The 17,108-nt window shown below is 59.5% G+C and carries 15 protein-coding genes, 1 pseudogene and 1 riboswitch; of the genes and pseudogenes, 8 read left to right on the top strand and 8 right to left on the bottom strand.

The annotated features are described in order from the left end of the window. Positions 1-2: 2 nt before the first annotated feature. Together moaB and moaA are read right to left on the bottom strand one after the other, a co-directional pair. Complete coding sequence (gene moaB, locus N438_RS06495) at positions 3-515, bottom strand: molybdenum cofactor biosynthesis protein B (protein WP_008805747.1); 513 nt, start codon at positions 513-515, stop codon at positions 3-5. Positions 516-538: 23 nt separating this feature from the next. Further along, positions 539-1,528, bottom strand: coding sequence for a GTP 3',8-cyclase MoaA (gene moaA, locus N438_RS06490; protein WP_012968667.1), 990 nt, complete (start codon positions 1,526-1,528; stop codon positions 539-541). Further along, a riboswitch (molybdenum cofactor riboswitch) is annotated at positions 1,516-1,654 on the bottom strand. It overlaps the preceding gene by 13 nt. A gap of 208 nt (positions 1,655-1,862) precedes the next feature. Here moaA and yvcK point away from each other — a divergent pair. The 4 genes from yvcK to pmrB all read left to right on the top strand — a co-directional run bounded on the left by yvcK (position 1,863) and on the right by pmrB (position 6,284). Then, positions 1,863-2,768 carry a uridine diphosphate-N-acetylglucosamine-binding protein YvcK gene (gene yvcK, locus N438_RS06480; RefSeq protein ID WP_008805745.1) on the top strand — a complete coding sequence of 302 codons (906 nt, stop codon included), beginning with the start codon at positions 1,863-1,865 and terminating at the stop codon, positions 2,766-2,768. A gap of 103 nt (positions 2,769-2,871) precedes the next feature. Further along, a complete protein-coding gene (gene eptA / locus N438_RS06475) occupies positions 2,872-4,512 on the top strand; it encodes a phosphoethanolamine transferase EptA (protein WP_043875597.1) in 1,641 nt (546 codons plus the stop codon). Then, complete coding sequence (gene pmrA / locus N438_RS06470) at positions 4,512-5,183, top strand: two-component system response regulator PmrA (RefSeq protein ID WP_008805743.1); 672 nt, start codon at positions 4,512-4,514, stop codon at positions 5,181-5,183. Before eptA ends, pmrA begins: the two co-directional genes overlap by 1 nt. 3 nt (positions 5,184-5,186) lie before the next feature. Then, positions 5,187-6,284: a two-component system sensor histidine kinase PmrB gene (pmrB, locus tag N438_RS06465; RefSeq protein WP_012542394.1), complete on the top strand. Its 1,098-nt coding sequence runs from the start codon at positions 5,187-5,189 to the stop codon at positions 6,282-6,284. 235 nt (positions 6,285-6,519) lie between these two features. On the opposite strand, the gene uvrB is transcribed toward pmrB, so the two are convergent. Next, positions 6,520-8,541 carry an excinuclease ABC subunit UvrB gene (gene uvrB, locus N438_RS06455; RefSeq protein WP_008805740.1) on the bottom strand — a complete coding sequence of 674 codons (2,022 nt, stop codon included), beginning with the start codon at positions 8,539-8,541 and terminating at the stop codon, positions 6,520-6,522. 411 nt (positions 8,542-8,952) lie between these two features. On the opposite strand from uvrB, the pseudogene N438_RS06450 reads away from it, so the two are divergent. Together N438_RS06450 and N438_RS06445 are read left to right on the top strand one after the other, a co-directional pair. After that, a pseudogene (locus N438_RS06450) lies at positions 8,953-9,162 on the top strand (hypothetical protein); the annotation flags it as partial. An 89-nt stretch (positions 9,163-9,251) separates the two neighbouring features. Then, positions 9,252-9,974, top strand: a complete 723-nt coding sequence (locus tag N438_RS06445; RefSeq protein WP_008805739.1) for an ATP-binding cassette domain-containing protein — start codon at positions 9,252-9,254, stop codon at positions 9,972-9,974. On the opposite strand, the gene bioD is transcribed toward N438_RS06445, so the two are convergent. From bioD to bioB, 4 genes are read right to left on the bottom strand one after another with little or no spacing between them, the layout of a single operon-like run. Continuing rightward, entirely contained in the window at positions 9,916-10,638 is a 723-nt protein-coding gene (gene bioD, locus N438_RS06440; RefSeq protein ID WP_008805737.1) for a dethiobiotin synthase, read from the bottom strand. The two genes, N438_RS06445 and bioD, sit on opposite strands and share 59 nt — an antisense overlap. Next, entirely contained in the window at positions 10,631-11,386 is a 756-nt protein-coding gene (gene bioC, locus N438_RS06435; RefSeq protein ID WP_023339815.1) for a malonyl-ACP O-methyltransferase BioC, read from the bottom strand. Before bioC ends, bioD begins: the two co-directional genes overlap by 8 nt. Next, the gene (gene bioF / locus N438_RS06430; RefSeq protein WP_023339814.1) at positions 11,370-12,527 is read right to left on the bottom strand and encodes an 8-amino-7-oxononanoate synthase; all 1,158 of its coding nucleotides are present in this window, start codon (positions 12,525-12,527) and stop codon (positions 11,370-11,372) included. Before bioF ends, bioC begins: the two co-directional genes overlap by 17 nt. Beyond that, the gene (bioB, locus tag N438_RS06425; RefSeq protein WP_104458533.1) at positions 12,524-13,564 is read right to left on the bottom strand and encodes a biotin synthase BioB; all 1,041 of its coding nucleotides are present in this window, start codon (positions 13,562-13,564) and stop codon (positions 12,524-12,526) included. The genes bioF and bioB overlap by 4 nt, the downstream gene beginning before the upstream one ends. A 212-nt stretch (positions 13,565-13,776) precedes the next feature. On the opposite strand from bioB, the gene bioA reads away from it, so the two are divergent. Together bioA and N438_RS06410 are read left to right on the top strand one after the other, a co-directional pair. After that, complete coding sequence (gene bioA / locus N438_RS06415; protein WP_012542401.1) at positions 13,777-15,066, top strand: adenosylmethionine--8-amino-7-oxononanoate transaminase; 1,290 nt, start codon at positions 13,777-13,779, stop codon at positions 15,064-15,066. A 70-nt stretch (positions 15,067-15,136) separates the two neighbouring features. Further along, positions 15,137-15,613, top strand: coding sequence for a kinase inhibitor (locus N438_RS06410; RefSeq protein WP_012542402.1), 477 nt, complete (start codon positions 15,137-15,139; stop codon positions 15,611-15,613). 100 nt (positions 15,614-15,713) lie between these two features. On the opposite strand, the gene N438_RS06405 is transcribed toward N438_RS06410, so the two are convergent. Further along, entirely contained in the window at positions 15,714-17,096 is a 1,383-nt protein-coding gene (locus N438_RS06405) for an amino acid permease (protein WP_022065242.1), read from the bottom strand. Between the last annotated feature and the right edge of the window lie 12 nt (positions 17,097-17,108).

The following is a 17,108-nucleotide window of genomic DNA, read 5'->3' as shown; positions in this document are numbered from 1 at the left end:
GATTATTTCTTCAGGTGAGGAATGAAGTTACACGGACGGGTGCGAGCATCCAGCTGCGGGGCAATGATGTTGTCCCACGCCGTGCGGCAGGCTTTGGTCGAGCCCGGCATGGCAAAAATCAGCGTGCGGTTGGCAACGCCGGCCACGGCCCGGGACTGCAGCGTCGAGGTGCCGATCTCTTCGAACGACAGCATGCGGAACACTTCGCCAAAGCCTTCGACCTCACGGTCAAACAGCGGCAGCAGCGCTTCCGGCGCCTGGTCACCCTCGGTGAACCCGGTCCCGCCGGTGATCAGCACCACCTGCACGTCATCGCTGGCGATCCACGCCGACACCTGGGCGCGGATGGCGTAGCGGTTTTCTTTCACAATCGCCTTATCGACGACATGGTGTCCCGCCTCCTGCGCCGCCTCGCGCAGCCAGTGGCCGGAGGTATCATCCTCTTCGCCACGGCGGCTGGAAACAGTAAGAATAGCAATACGGGTCGGAATAAACTCAGCGCTAGCCTGGCTCATCTGAATGCTCCTTTCGAAAACGATTAACCGCCAATATAGGACAGGTTCTGCGTAATACCGGTGTTGCCCTGATGCAGGAAATGGGTCTGCTTTTTATGGGTCAAGGCTTCGGCTATCCGCGCTTCCAGCTCGGCCTGTTGCTCGTCCTCAGCCATCAGGTCGCGCAGGTCGACGCCGCCTTCGCCAAACAGACACAGGTGCAGTTTGCCAACGGATGAGACGCGCAGACGGTTGCAGGTGGCGCAGAAGTCTTTTTCATACGGCATGATGAGGCCGATTTCACCGGCGTAATCCGGGTGACAAAAGACCTGCGCCGGGCCATCGCTGCGCTGGCGGATCTGGTGGATCCAGCCGCGGCGCAGCAGCTCGTCGCGCAGCACCATGCCGGAGAGATGGTGACGGCGGAACAGATCGCTGCCCTCTCCAGTTTCCATCAGCTCAATAAAACGCAGCTGAATACGACGGGGTTGGATCCACGCGAGAAAGGTATCGAGCTGGTGATGATTAACATCACGCATCAGCACGGTATTGACCTTCACCTTGTCAAAGCCCGCGGCGAAAGCAGCATCAATGCCGTCCATCACCTGGTGGAACTTGTCCTGGCCGGTGATGGCCTGAAATTGACGGGCGTCGAGGCTATCAACGCTGACGTTAATCGCCGTCAGCCCGGCATCGCGCCAGCGTTCGACATCGCGCGCCAGGCGGTAACCGTTGGTGGTAACCGCAATCTGACGGATCGCCGGGTTTTCACGCACCGCGGCAATGATTTCGGTGAAGTCGCGACGCAGAGAGGGTTCCCCACCGGTGAGGCGAACTTTTTCGGTGCCCAGCGCGGAGAAAGCGCGCGTGACGCGGCGCACTTCGTCTACGCTAAGAAAGCCGTTGTTATTGACGGCGCCGGGTTTGTAGCCGTCCGGCAGGCAGTAGGTGCAACGGAAGTTGCACACATCGGTAATCGACAGACGCAGGTAAAAAAACTTACGCGCGAATGCATCGGTAAGCTGTGAGGCCATATACACCTTTCCAAATACGGGAGGCGCGGTCATTTCTTCCCACGCCCTGGCGACACCCGGAGGGGTCGCGGCCAAACCGCCATATCTTTTGACACAGGCGAAGAGGCTAGAGTGTTAACAGGTTATGCCGATAGTAGCGCGTTACGGACGGTTTCGCCATTTGCGATTTCGTTATATAACATTGTATATATCGCTACCTTCGTGCATTTTCGCTACAGAATAGCCATAAATCATTTTTTTGCCTTGATGTCGGTCAGTTTGTCGGGCTCCTCCCATCGTCTTTTAGGGGTAGATCGGGTAGTGTGTGGCCGTTTATGTGAAATAAGGAATTTCTATGCGCAATCGTACATTCGCTGACCTCGATCGGGTGGTCGCGCTCGGCGGCGGGCATGGTCTGGGCCGGGTGATGTCCTCCCTCTCCTCGCTCGGCTCGCGGCTGACCGGCATTGTCACCACCACCGACAACGGGGGCTCCACCGGGCGGATCCGCCGCTCGGAAGGCGGCATTGCCTGGGGCGATATGCGCAACTGCATCAATCAGTTAATTGCCGAGCCCAGCGTGGCGTCGGCGATGTTTGAGTATCGTTTTAGCGGTAATGGCGAACTTTCCGGGCATAACCTCGGAAATCTGATGTTAAAGGCGCTGGACCACCTGAGCGTGCGGCCTTTAGAAGCTATCAATTTAATCAGAAACCTGCTCAAAGTAGACGCGTTTCTTATCCCGATGTCGGAACAACCGGTGGATTTGATGGCGCTCGATCATGAAGGCCATGAAGTTTACGGCGAAGTAAATATCGATCAGCTCGACAACCTACCGCAGGAGCTGATGCTTACCCCACCGGTACCCGCCACCCGCGAGGCGGTGGAAGCGATCGCCGAAGCCGATCTGATCCTCATCGGCCCGGGCAGCTTTTACACCAGCCTGCTGCCGATCCTGCTGCTCGACGAGATGGCCCAGGCGCTGCGCCGCACCCCGGCGCCGATGGTGTTTATCGATAATCTGGGTAAAGAGCACAGCCCGGCGGCGAGGCTGTCGCTGGCGGAGCGCATTGCGATTATGGAGCGCTACGTGGGTAAGCGGGTGGTGGATGCGGTGATCGCCGGGCCAAAAGCCGATATCCGCGGCATCAACGACCGGCTGGTGATCCAGACGCCGCTGGAGGCCAGTGACGTGCCCTATCGCCATGATCGGGCGCTGCTCCGCGGCGCGCTGGAAAAGGCGATTCAGCTTCCTGGCTGACGCTGCGCGCCGGAGGGCCAACCTTCGGTGCACCTTAAAATCTTAAGGTTGTCTTAAAATAGGGCTGGCACTATACGCTTATCTCTTTCTGTGGGTAGGTATTATGTCGTTATTGCCTCTGCGTCGGCCGCTCTTCAGCCGCACGACTTATTTGATTCTCTTTGCTTGCTATATCGGTATCTTTCTCAACCTGGCTTTTTATCGCCAGGTTTTCCCGTTACTGCCGGTAAACAGCCTGCATAACTGGCTGGTATTCCTCAGTATGCCGATCGTGGCCATTAGCGTGATGAATATCATCACCACCCTCGCCTCGTTCCTGAAGCTCGATCGGGTGGTCATCAGCCTGTTTATTCTGCTCAGCGCGTCGGCGCAGTACTTTATCTGGAACTTCGGGGTAGTGATCGACCGCAGCATGATCACCAATATCCTCGACACCACTCCGGCGGAGAGCTTTGCTCTGCTCTCCGGCCAAATGATCGCCGTCCTCGGCCTCTCGGGGGTTTTAGCGGTATTCGTCGCCTGGTGGGTGAAAATCCGTAAGCCCGCCACACGGTGGCGCGGCGCGGCGATGCGCCTGCTCAATATCGCCGTTTCGGCGCTGCTGATTATTCTGGTGGCCGCGCTGTTCTACAAAGATTACGCCTCGGTGTTCCGTAACAACAAAGAGCTGGTGAAATCCCTGAGTCCCTCCAACAGCATTGTGGCGCTGAACTCGTGGTATGCGCACAACCGCATGGACAATCTGCCGCTGGTGAAGATTGGCGAAGATGCCAGGCAGAAACCGGTGATGCATAGCGGCCCCCGCAAAAACCTGACGATTGTGGTGCTGGGCGAAACCTCGCGCGCCGGGAACTTTTCGCTGGGCGGCTACGATCGGGAGACTAACCCACGCCTGCAACAGGACGACGTGGTGTACTTCCCGAAAACCACCTCCTGCGGCACGGCAACTGCGGTTTCCGTCCCCTGTATGTTCTCCAATATGCCGCGCGCGCATTACGATGAAGAACTGGCGCACCATCAGGAAGGCGTCCTGGATATTCTGCAGCGCGCCGGTGTTCAGGTGCTGTGGAACGACAATGACGGTGGCTGTAAGGGCGCCTGTGACCGTGTACCGCACCAGAACGTCACCGATCTGCACCTCAGCGGTCAGTGCATCGACGGCGAGTGCTACGATGAGGTCCTGTTCCATAATCTGGACAGTTACATCGACAACCTGAAACAGGATGGCATTATCGTACTGCATACTATCGGCAGCCACGGCCCGACCTATTACAACCGCTATCCGGCTGAATTCAAAAAATTCACCCCGACCTGCGATACCAATGAAATCCAAAGTTGTACGCAACAACAGTTGACCAATACCTACGACAACACCATTCTGTATGTCGACTATGTTGTTGATAAAGCGATAAAATTACTGCAATCCAAACAGGATAAATTTACCACTAGTCTGGTTTATTTGTCAGACCACGGCGAATCGCTGGGTGAAGATGGCGTCTATTTGCATGGTCTGCCGTACTCAATTGCGCCGGATACGCAAAAACACGTGCCCATGCTGCTGTGGCTGTCGCCGGATTACCAGCAACGTTACGGTGTCTCCAGCCAGTGTTTGCAACAACAGGCTAAGACGAAGGATTATTCACAAGATAATCTGTTCTCCACCCTGCTCGGCCTGCTCGGCGTCAGCACCCACGAGTACCAGGCAGCAGATGATATTTTAACGCCATGTAGAGAGGCTGGTTGATGAAAATCTTAGTCATTGAAGACGATGCGCTGCTGTTGCAGGGGTTGATTCTGGCGATGCAAAGTGAAGGATACGTATGCGACGGCGTCTCCACAGCGCACGAAGCGGCGCTATCGTTGGCCAGCAATCACTACAGCCTGATCGTACTCGACCTCGGCCTGCCGGATGAAGACGGTCTGCATTTTCTCACCCGTATGCGGCGGGAGAAGATGACCCAGCCGGTGCTGATCCTCACCGCCCGCGATACGCTTGAGGATCGCATTAGCGGTCTCGATACCGGCGCGGATGACTATCTGGTGAAACCCTTTGCCCTGGAAGAGCTGAATGCGCGCATTCGCGCCCTGCTCCGCCGGCATAATAACCAGGGCGATAACGAAATCAGCGTCGGCGATCTGCGCCTCAACGTCACCCGCCGCCTGGTGTGGCTGGGTGAGACGGCGCTGGAATTGACGCCAAAAGAGTATGCCCTGCTGTCGCGGCTGATGATGAAAGCCGGTAGCCCGGTGCATCGTGAAATCCTCTACAACGACATCTACAGCTGGGACAACGAGCCGGCGACCAATACCCTTGAGGTGCATATTCATAACCTGCGCGAAAAGATTGGCAAATCGCGGATCCGCACCGTCAGGGGTTTTGGCTATATGCTGGCTAACCACATCGACACGGAATAGACCATGGCTCTGTTTGCAACCGAAACCTGGACCATGCGCCACCGGCTGCTGCTGACCATTGGCGCCATCCTGGTGGTCTGCCAGCTGATCAGCGTCTTCTGGCTATGGCATGAGAGCAAAGAGCAGATCCAGCTGCTGGTGGCCAGCGCCATCGAAGGCCACAATAACCAGAAACATGTGGAGCATGAGGTACGGGAAGCGGTCGCCAGCCTGCTGGTGCCGAGCCTGTTGATCGTTGGCCTGGCGCTGTATATCAGCATGCTGGCGGTGCGCAAGATCACCCGCCCGCTCTCCCGACTGCAAAGCGAGCTGGAGAGCCGCACGCCGGACAACCTCACCCCCATCGTGCTCAGCGAATCGGTGCCCGAAGTCACGGCGGTGACCACCGCCCTGAATCAGCTGGTTTCCCGTCTCAATCTGACCCTCGACCGTGAGCGGCTGTTTACCGCCGACGTGGCGCATGAGCTACGTACCCCGCTGGCCGGCCTGCGGTTGCACCTCGAACTACTGTCGAAAGTGCACGGCGTGGGCGTCGACCCGCTGATCCAGCGCCTCGACCAGATGACCACCAGCATTTCGCAGCTGCTGCAGCTGGCGCGCGTCGGACAGTCTTTTTCCGCCGGCAGCTATCAGCAGGTGCTGCTGCTGGATGACGTGGTCAAACCGCTGCAGGATGAGCTGGAGACCATGCTGGCGCAGCGTCAGCAGCGGCTGCTGCTGACGGATGTCGAAAGCGAGGCCATCGTCTCTGGCGACGCGACGTTAATCCGTGTGATCCTGCGCAATCTGGTGGAGAATGCTCACCGCTACAGCCCGGAAGGGTCAACTATCCGCGTGTCGGTGAAAGCGGGCCTGATGCCGGTGATGGCGGTGGAAGATGAAGGCCCAGGGATTGATGAGGCGAAAAGCGGCGAACTCAGTAAAGCGTTTGTGCGCATGGACAGTCGCTACGGCGGCATAGGCCTCGGACTGAGCATCGTCACGCGCATTGCTCAGCTGCATGACGCCCAGTTCTTCCTGCACAACCGCCAGCCGGGGCCCGGCGTCCGCGCGTGGGTGTTATTCCCGCGGCGCGCGGGTCAGAACGTCAGTACCCACTGATGGAAAAAGGCAACAATAATAACCAGGGCGGTCGCAACCGCCAGATATTCACGGAAGTTGATTTTTTGCATGGGCGCTATCCTCATCATGGGGAGGTTAGTGTCGCCTGGCGAGATTAAGCAAACATTAAGAAGGCCGCAATGCGGCCTTTTTCTTCTCAGGAATTTGACTGGCGGGCGGCGAGACTCGGAAAACAGACCTTTCATCCGAACGTCCGGGAGTACGCCCCTGCCCATCAGGAGGCCGCGATAAACAGCTCGCGCAGCTGATGCAACTGGTCGCGAATTTGCGCCGCCTCTTCGAACTCGAGGTTCTGGGCGTGCTGCATCATCTGCCCTTCCAGCTCGTGGATCTTCTGCTGCAGCGCTTTTGGCGTCATCTCCACGGCGCTAAGCCCGGCAGGCTCAACGGCCTTCGCTTTACCGCGCCCTTTGGCTTTAGTTTTCGCCAGGCCCTGGCCCAACTGCAGGATATCCACCACTTTCTTGTTGAGGCCCTGCGGTACGATGCCATGCTCTTCGTTATAACGCTGCTGTTTCTCCCGTCGACGCTCGGTCTCGCCAATGGCTTTGGCCATGGAAGGGGTGATCTTATCGCCGTAAAGGATGGCCTTGCCGTTGATGTTTCGCGCCGCGCGGCCGATGGTCTGGATAAGCGAGCGTTCGGAGCGCAGGAAGCCCTCTTTATCGGCATCCAGGATCGCCACCAGCGACACCTCCGGCATATCCAGCCCCTCACGCAGCAGGTTGATCCCTACCAGCACGTCAAACTCGCCAAGGCGCAGGTCGCGGATAATCTCCATGCGCTCGACGGTGTCGATATCCGAGTGCAGATAGCGCACCCGCTCGCCGTGCTCCTCAAGATACTCGGTTAAATCCTCCGCCATCCGCTTAGTGAGGGTGGTCACCAGCACGCGCTCGTTGATGGCCGTGCGCAGGCGGATCTCTGACAACAGATCGTCTACCTGGGTGGCTACCGGCCGCACTTCGATGATCGGGTCAAGCAGACCGGTCGGCCGCACCACCTGATCCACCACTTCGCCGCCGGATTTATCCAGCTCGTAGGCGCCGGGGGTTGCCGAGACGTAGATGGTTTGCGGGGCCAGCGCTTCAAATTCTTCAAACTTCATCGGCCGGTTATCCAGCGCCGACGGCAGGCGGAAACCGTACTCCACCAGCGTCTCTTTGCGCGCCCGGTCGCCCCGGTACATACCGCCGATCTGCGGCACCGTAACGTGGGATTCGTCTATCACCAGCAGACCGTCTGCCGGCAGATAGTCAAACAGAGTGGGCGGCGGCTCGCCGGGCCCGCGACCGGAAAGGAAGCGCGAGTAGTTTTCAATGCCCGAGCAGTAGCCCAGTTCGTTCATCATTTCGAGGTCGAACTGGGTACGCTGGGTTAAGCGCTGCTCTTCCAGAAGCTTGTTGTTGGCCAGCAGAACCTTGCGCCGCTCCGCCAGCTCCAGCTTGATCTCTTCCATCGCCTGGACGATGCGTTCCCGCGGCGTCACGTAGTGGGTCTTGGGATAAATGGTGTAGCGCGGCACCGTCGATTCCACGTGGCCGGTGAGCGGGTCGAACAGCGACAGGCGCTCGACCTCTTCATCAAACAGCTCAATGCGCAGCGCGATATCGTCGGATTCCGCCGGGAAGACGTCGATCACCTCGCCGCGCACGCGAAAGGTGCCGCGCTGGAAGGCCTGATCGTTGCGGGTATACTGCAGTTCGGCCAGACGGCGCAGGATAGCGCGCTGGTCAATCAGCATCCCGACCGTCAGGTGCAGCATCATCTTCAGGTACAGGTCCGGGTCGCCGAGGCCGTAGATAGCCGAGACTGACGCCACCACCACCACGTCGCGCCGCTCGAGCAGCGCTTTGGTCGCCGACAAGCGCATCTGCTCGATATGTTCGTTTACCGAGGCGTCCTTCTCAATGAAGGTATCTGAGCTGGGGACGTAGGCTTCCGGCTGATAGTAATCGTAGTAGGAGACGAAATACTCGACGGCATTCTCCGGGAAAAACTCTTTCATCTCGCCGTAGAGCTGGGCCGCCAGGGTTTTGTTTGGCGCCAGCACCATCGTCGGCCGCTGCAGGTCGGCAATCACGTTGGCGATGGTGAAGGTTTTACCGGAGCCGGTGACCCCCAGCAGCGTTTGATGCGCGAGCCCATCCTCCAGCCCCTCTTCCAGGCGGCGGATGGCTTCCGGTTGGTCTCCGGAGGGGCGAAAGGCGGAATGCAGAACAAACGATTTACTCATTGATCAAAACCTGAAGATGGATTTAGCGGCCGGTGTTTAATTCTACCCTCCGGGCCATTTTTTGCCAACAAATTATACTGGATATTTAAACAGTACATCACTATGATAGCGTCAGCAAACGGCTTATTTCGCCGCCATGGTGCGCATAAAACGCGCGCCGGGTGGAATAATCCTCCGGCCGGCAGGGTTATCCCCAGAAATTTTTACCTTTTAACATTTGTCAAGCGGACGGGTGAAAGTTTTATGGCAGTAGATGACGCTTTTCTTACACCCATTGATTTTATCTAACAAACTGATATTTAATGAATTTAAAGAAAAGACGCCTTTCGCGCCAATTCAGCCGCAGGCCGCGTACGCTCTAGCTTACCGCAGGTTTTCTAACTCTAATACACAAGGTTATCCACAGGAATAGTGGATAACTGTCTGCAGCCCAAGACCGCCGCCGCCCGGCGCAAATCGACTTTCGCCGTAAACCGTGCGGCGAAAAATTTTTATCGAACTATTTTTGATAACTATCCGTTTAAAGCCGCTCGATTTTTGCTGCTTTTTGCACCACCCTTTAGCGTCGGGCACCGGAAAAGTGCAGCGCCCGCGCTGACTGTGCCCGATGGTGTCGGCGTTTCGCGGTTTTTTCCGAGCGTTCTTTTTCCTGGCAAGAGTTTTGCAGCATCTTTCTGTCGCCCTGACGCCAGGATAAGGAGAAAACGTCCATGTTGAATTTACAGGCAGTAAATCATTTTTACGGTAATCAGCACTCGCTGTGGAATGTCGATCTTGAACTACGCCCCGGAGAGTGCATTGGCGTACTGGGACGCGAGGGAATGGGAAAAACCACCCTGGTCAACTGCATTGCCGGCCATCTGCCGGTGGCCAGCGGTCGGATGACCTGGCATGACATTGGCGCCCCGCCGTGCGATCTCACCCCCCTGTCCGCTCAGTCGCGCAGCGCCATCGGCATCGGCTACGTGCCGCAGGATAAACGCATCTTTTCCCAGCTCAGCGTGGAAGAGAACCTGCATATTGCCCTGGCGGCCGGGAAACCCGGGGCTAACGCCAGCGGCGGCGAAATTTATGACCATTTTCCCGAACTCTATGCGCTACGGCAGCGCAAAGGCGCTTCGCTAAGCGCCGACGATCAGTACCAGCTGGCGCTGGCCAGGGCGCTGATCGTCCAGCCACGACTGCTGATCCTTGACGAACCCTCACGCGGCGCAGGGCCGCGCTGCCTGCAAAAGCTGGCGGAATTGCTGCTGCGGTTAAATCGCGATATCGGTCTGACGGTGCTGCTCGCCGAGCAGCACCTGCCCTTTATCCGCCGGGTGGCGGATCGGTTCTGTGTCCTTCACCGGGGGCGTAATGTCGCCGAGGGCGATATTATGGCGCTGGATGAACCGCTGCTGGCGCAGTGGATGACGCCAGATCCAGCGCGCTGAGATCCAGATACTGGCCGAGATCGTCGCGCTGCGCGATATCGACAAGCCACGGTATTTCACCAAGAAACGGCGCGGCCAACCGGTTTTTCAGCGTCGCCAGATATTCGCCATGGCGCTTGCCCGGCGGCTGCACGTCATTGGCGATCCAGCCCGCCAGCGGCAGCCCCGCCTGGCGCACCGCCTGGGCGGTAAGCATCGCATGGTTGATACAGCCGAGCTTGACCCCCACCACCAGAATCACCGGCAGCTGCTCCTGCTGCGCCCAGTCGGCGAAGGTCAGGGTGTCCGAGAGCGGCGTAAACCAGCCGCCGGCCCCTTCCACCAGTACCCAGTCTGCCAGGCGCTCCAGTTCGCGTAAGCCGCTGGAAAGCGTCGTCGCGGCAATCGGTCGCCCCTCATCGGCGCTAATAATATGCGGCGAGGTCGGTTCGGCAAAAGTATAAGGGTTGACCTGTTCATAGCTCAGCGCCACCCGGCTATTACGCTGCAGGGCCAGCGCATCTTCATTGCGTAACCCTTGTGCGGTCAGGTCGCTACCGGAAGCCACCGGTTTATAGCCGGCGGTGTTAAAACCCAACTGGTTCGCCGCCTGCAGCAGCGCGCTGCTGGCGACCGTTTTCCCGACTTCAGTATCGGTTCCGGTGACGAAAAAACGTTTAGTCACGTTCAATGACTCCTGTAAAAAGATAATACGTCAGCGGGCAGATACCCTGCTGTTGCGGCCAGGCCAGCTGCAGTTCGCGCAGTTTGCCGCGGCCAAGCGGGGCGGATGCCCTCCCCTGGTGCAAATGGGTAGCGCCGATGCCCTTCAGGGAGCGCATAGCGCTCAGCGCATCGGCGAACGGCAGGCTAATCTGATGAACGACGCCTTCGGCGCGCAGGCCGCTCAGTGCGGCCCTTACCGCCGGTTCGCTGAGAAAACGGTTGGCATGTGGCCGGTCGTCGATAGCCTGCCACGCCTGATTGAGCTCCGGCAGCGATCCGGCCAGCAGCGTGGTAAACGCCACCCGCCCGCCGGGCCGCACCACCCGGCACAGCTCGCCGATCGCCGCGCGCAGATCGTCGCACCACTGCACCGCCAGGTTGCTCCATGCCAGATCGACGCAGCCATCCGGCAGCGGCAGCGCTTCGATATCGCCCTGCAGATAATGCTGTGCGGCGTTGTGGCGCTGCGCCTGGGCCAGCATGCCGGCGGAGAGATCCAGCGCGGTCACCACGCTGCCCGCCTCACGCCAGTAGCGGCTCATGCTGCCGGGGCCGCAGCCGGCATCCAGCACCTGAGCAAAATCGCGGCGCGCCAGCTGGCGCAGCAGCAGATCGGCGCTACGCCGTTGCAATTCATCATGTTGCGTATAGCCGCTGGCCGCCCGGCCAAACGCCGCGGCCACCGCCTGCTTATTCACCGTGACCATGCAGCGCCTCCAGTAAACGGTTAATGTCCTCAGCCTGATGAGCGGCGGTCAGGGTCAGACGCAGGCGAGCGCTGCCGACCGGCACCGTCGGTGGTCGGATCGCCGTCGCCCAGCAGCCGGCCTCGCGCAGACGGCAGGCCAGGCTCAGCGCTCGCGCGTTATCGCCGACGATCAGCGGCTGGATCGCGCTGACGGAATCGGTCAGCCCCAGCGACACATCGCCCATCCCTGCACGGAACTGACGGATGCGGGCGGCCAGAGTTTCCCGCCGCTGCTGGCCCTCATCGCTACGAATGACCCGCAGCGCCGCGCTCAGCGCCACCGCCTGGGCGGGCGGCATGGCGGTGCTGTAGATCAGATGACGGGCAAACTGCAGCAGATAATCGGCCATCGATTCGCTGCACAGTACCGCCGCGCCGCTCACCCCAAACGCCTTACCGAAGGTGACCACCAGCAGCTCCGGGCGCACCCCCTGCGCGGCGCAGCTTCCACGCCCTTCCTCACCAACCACGCCGATGCCGTGGGCGTCATCCGCCAGCAATACCGCCCCGGCGGTCTGCGCTGCGGCATGAATGGCCGCCAGCGGCGCGCTGTCGCCGTCCATACTGAAAATGCCTTCAGTCACCACTAACTGCAGACCGTCCAGCGGTTTCGCCAGCAGTTGCGCGAGCTGCTGCGGATCGTTGTGGGCAAAGCGCCGCAGCTGGGCCGGGCTGAGGCTCGCCGCTTCCAGCAGGGAGGCGTGGCTCAGGCGGTCGGCGACAATCCGATCCTCTTTTTCCGCCAGCGCGGCAACCAGCGCCTGATTGGCGGCAAAGCCGGAGATAAACAGTAGCGCGCGCGGGTAACCGAGCCAGTCGGCAAGTTCCTCTTCCAGCGCGCGGTGGGCCTCACTATAGCCGCTTACGTGGCCCGATCCGCCGGAGCCGACGCCATAACGTTCCGCCCCCTGCTGCCAGGCGGCGATAATGCCGGCATGCTGGCTCAGGCCCAGGTAGTCATTACTGGAGAAGTTGAGCCAGCGCTCCCCTTCACGCTCCAGCCAGCGTCCGGCGCCGTGGCTTACCGGCAGGCGACGGCGAAACGCCTCCGCCGCCCGCCGCTCGTCCAGCGCCCGCTCGATTCGTTGCTGCCAGGTCATAGCGCCGCCGCGTTGTAATATTCCTCAGTGTCGGGGGTGAGTAAGGCCTGCTCCAGGCGCTGCTGCTGCTCATTATCGCCTTCCAGCACCGCCGTCTGCTGCGGGTTGATTCCCAGCTTGCGGAACAACTGCAGGTCTTTGTCCTCTTCCGGGTTCGGCGTGGTGAGCAGCTTGCAGCCGTAGAAAATCGAGTTCGCCCCGGCCATAAAGCACATCGCCTGGGTCTGCTCGTTCATCTGTTCGCGGCCGGCGGAGAGACGCACGTAAGAGGTGGGCATCATGATGCGTGCGATGGCGATGGTGCGGATGAAATCGAAAGCGTCGACATCGTCGTTATCCGCCAGCGGCGTGCCTTTAACTTTCACCAGCATGTTGATCGGCACACTCTCCGGCGGCGTCGGCAGATTAGCCAGCTGCAGCAGCAGCCCGGCGCGATCTTTTACGGTCTCTCCCAGCCCGACGATGCCGCCGGAGCAGACTTTGATCCCGGCATCGCGCACTTTATCCAGCGTATCCAGACGCTCCTGATAGGTACGGGTGGTGATGATGTTGCCGTAAAATTCCGGCGAGGTGTCGAGGTTATGGTTGTAGTAATCAAGCCCCGCGCCGGCCAGGCGCTGCGCCTGGCTATCGGTAAGGGTACCGAGCGTCATACAGGACTCCAGCCCCAGCGCCTTGACGCCTTTCACCATCTGCTCCAGATAGGGCATATCGCGGTCATTGGGGTTCTTCCACGCCGCGCCCATGCAGAAGCGGGTGGAGCCGGCGTTTTTCGCCTGACGTGCCGACTCCAGCACCTGCTCGACCTCCATCAGGCGCTCGGATTCAAGACCGGTTTTGTAGCGTGCGCTTTGCGGGCAATATTTACAGTCTTCCGGACAAGCGCCGGTTTTAATCGACAGCAACGTACTGACCTGCACCTGACGCGGGTCAAAATGCTGGCGGTGGATTTGCTGCGCTTCGAATAACAGATCGATGAGTGGTTTATTAAATAACTCAGTAACTTGCGACATTGTCCAGCGGGGGTGGTGAGCCATTTTCCTCTCCAAAGGTCGTACACTTCCTATTTCACACAGCCTCTTTGTTGGCTGCACTCGCGCACCCCAGTCACATAGTGAACTATGCTCCTGGGGATGTTCTCGCTTGCCGCCTCGATGCTGCGCGAAATATTTTGTGTACGTTTCATTGTAAGTAAGTTCAGTGTAGACTTGTAAACCTAAATGTTTTCAAAATGGTTTACAAGTCGCTTATGACACTGGACGATCTCGCCTTCGATCGGCGCCACATCTGGCACCCCTACACCTCTATGACTTCTCCCCTGCCGGTCTACCCGGTGGTTTCCGCCCACGGGTGCGAGCTGTCCCTCGCCGGCGGTGAACAACTGGTTGACGGCATGTCCTCCTGGTGGGCGGCGATCCACGGCTACAATCACCCGCGCCTCAATGCGGCGATGAAAGCGCAGATCGATCAGATGTCGCACGTGATGTTTGGCGGGATCACCCATCCGTCGGCGGTGGCGCTGTGCCGCCAACTGGTGGCGATGACCCCGGAATCGCTGGAGTGCGTTTTCCTCGCCGATTCCGGTTCGGTGGCGGTAGAGGTGGCGATGAAAATGGCGCTGCAGTACTGGCAGGCCAAAGGCCAGCCGCGTCGTCGTTTCCTGACCTTCCGCAACGGCTATCATGGCGACACGTTCGGCGCGATGTCGGTCTGCGATCCGCAGAATTCAATGCACAGCCTGTGGCAGGGCTATCTGCCGGATAACCTGTTTGCCCCCGCGCCGCAAAGCCGCTTCGACGGCGAGTGGGATGAGCTGGATATGGTGCCGTTTGCCCGCCTGATGGCCGCGCATCGCCACGACATCGCCGCGGTGATCCTCGAACCGATCGTCCAGGGCGCCGGCGGAATGCGGATGTACCATCCGGAGTGGCTGAGGCGGGTGCGTAAAATGTGCGACCGGGAAGGGATTTTGCTGATCGCCGATGAGATTGCTACCGGCTTTGGCCGCACCGGCAAACTGTTCGCCTGCGAACACGCTGGTATCGCCGCCGATATTCTGTGTCTGGGTAAAGCGCTGACCGGCGGCACCATGACTCTTTCCGCCGCACTGACCACCCGCGAGATCGCGGAAACCATCAGCAATGGCGAAGCCGGCTGCTTTATGCACGGCCCCACCTTTATGGGCAATCCGCTGGCCTGCGCGGTGGCAAGCGAAAGCCTGCGCCTGCTGGAGAGCGGCGAGTGGCAACAGCAGGTGGCGGCGATTGAAGCCCAACTACAGGCCGAGCTGGCTTCGGCGCGGGGATCTGCGCTGGTCGCCGATGTGCGCGTGCTGGGCGCGATTGGCGTGGTTGAAACCCGGCGTCCGGTAAATATGGCCGCCCTGCAGCGCTTTTTCGTCGAACAAGGGGTGTGGATCCGCCCGTTTGGCCGTCTGATTTATCTGATGCCCCCGTACATCATCACGCCCAAACAGCTGACCCGCCTGACCCGTGCGGTCAACCTGGCCGTGCAGGACGAAACATTTTTTAGCGAATAAACAGCGGATTTGCGCCGCCGGGAAGGCTACACTTCTTTGTTAATCTGCACATTATCAATGAGGATGAAGCATGAAATTGATCAGTCACGATCTCCAGGACGGCGGCAAGCTGCCCAATCGTCACGTCTTCAACGGCATGGGCTATGATGGCGACAATATTTCGCCGCACCTGATGTGGGATGATGTGCCCGCGGGCACCAAAAGCTTTGTCGTCACCTGCTACGACCCGGATGCACCGACCGGCTCCGGCTGGTGGCACTGGGTGGTAGTCAACCTGCCTGCCGATACTCGGGTGCTACCGCAGGGTGCCGGCTCCGGTCAGGCGGAGCTACCGGAAGAGGCCGTTCAGACCCGCACCGATTTTGGTAAGGCAGGCTACGGCGGCGCGGCACCGCCGAAGGGCGAAACCCACCGCTACATTTTTACCGTCCACGCGCTGGATATCGATAAGATTGATGTCGATGCCGAGGCCAGCGGCGCGATGGTCGGCTTTAACGTCCATTTCCATTCGCTCGCCAGCGCTTCCATCACCGCCCTGTTCAGTTAATTATCCCCCCGGATAGCGGCTTACGCCTTATCCGGGCTACTCGCTACAGTCAGTGCCATTTGTAGCCCCGGTAAGCGCAGCGCCACCGGGGAGATTGACCTTACTGTTCAGTGGCCACCTGCAGCGCGGTTTTACGCACCCGCGCGTACCACACCACCGTCAGCAGCCCCAACCAGACCAACCCGGCTAACAGCGCCACGCGCGTCTCTTCCACCATTCCCAGCACGGCGATCACCAGCCCCATAAACAGTAGCGTCAACAGCGGACCAACCGGCCAGAAGGGGATCGGGAATTCGATCTTACTGCGCTCTTCGGCCGACAAACCGCGGCGCATCGAGAAATGAGAGAGCAGGATCATCAGCCACACCCAGACGGTGGCGAACGCCGCCAGCGAGGCAATCAGGACAAAGACCTGTTCCGGCATCAGATAGTTAAGCACCACCGCCACCAGCAGCGCCACGCCCATCACCACCACCGTCATCCAGGGTACGCCGTTGCTGGCAATCCGCTGGAAGCACTTCGGCGCCAGCCCCTCTTTCGACATGCCGTACATCATGCGCCCGGCGCCAAAAATATCGCTGTTAATCGCCGAGATACTGGCGCTAATCACGATGATATTCAGCACGGTCGCCGCCGCCGGGATCCCGAGGCCATCGAAGATCAGCACAAACGGACTGCCCTGCTCGCCAAAGCTGTTCCACGGGAAGATCGCCATCAGCACCGCCAGGGTGCAGACGTAAAACAGAATAATACGCAGCGGAATGGTGTTGATGGCCTGTGGGATGACCTTCTTCGGGTTCTGCGCTTCCGCCGCGGTGACGCCGATAATTTCCACGCCGCCGAAAGCGAACATCACGATGCCAAGCGAGGCGATGATCCCCTGCCAGCCATGTGGCGCAAAGCCGCCGTGGCTCCACAAATTTTCCAGCCCGGTGGCCGGGAAACTATGGCCAAAGCCAAAGAAGATGATCCCCGCGCCCGCCGCCATCATGGCGATAATCGCCACCACTTTAATCAGCGACAGCCAGAACTCCATCTCGCCAAACACCCGCACGTTGCACAGGTTCATCGCGCCAATAAAGAAGATGATGCTGAGGATCCAGATCCAGCGCGGCACATCGGGATACCACAGTCCCATATAGATACCGAACGCGGTGACGTCGGCCAGCGCCACGATCACCATTTCAAAGGTGTAGGTCCAGCCGGTAATAAATCCGGCCAGCGGCCCGAGATACTGGCGAGCATAGCTGCCAAAGGAGCCGGAAACCGGATTGCGCACCGCCATTTCACCCAGCGCGCGCATGACCATAAAGACCGCCGCGCCGCCAATCAGGTAGGCCAGCAGCACCGCCGGACCCGCCGCCTTAATGGCGGAGGCCGAACCATAGAATAGCCCGGTGCCGATAGCGGAACCGAGCGCAATAAAACGAATGTGTCGGGCATTCAGCCCGCGCAGCAGATGCGGTTTGTGTTGTTGTTGCATATACAGGTGTCC

It is taken from the genome of Klebsiella sp. GL120222-02 (assembly GCF_003097195.1).
In the GTDB taxonomy this organism is placed as follows: Bacteria; Pseudomonadota; Gammaproteobacteria; order Enterobacterales; family Enterobacteriaceae; genus Klebsiella; species Klebsiella variicola.
The sequence above is the reverse complement of the archived record's forward strand: the minus strand, read 5'-3'. Positions and strand labels throughout refer to the sequence as shown.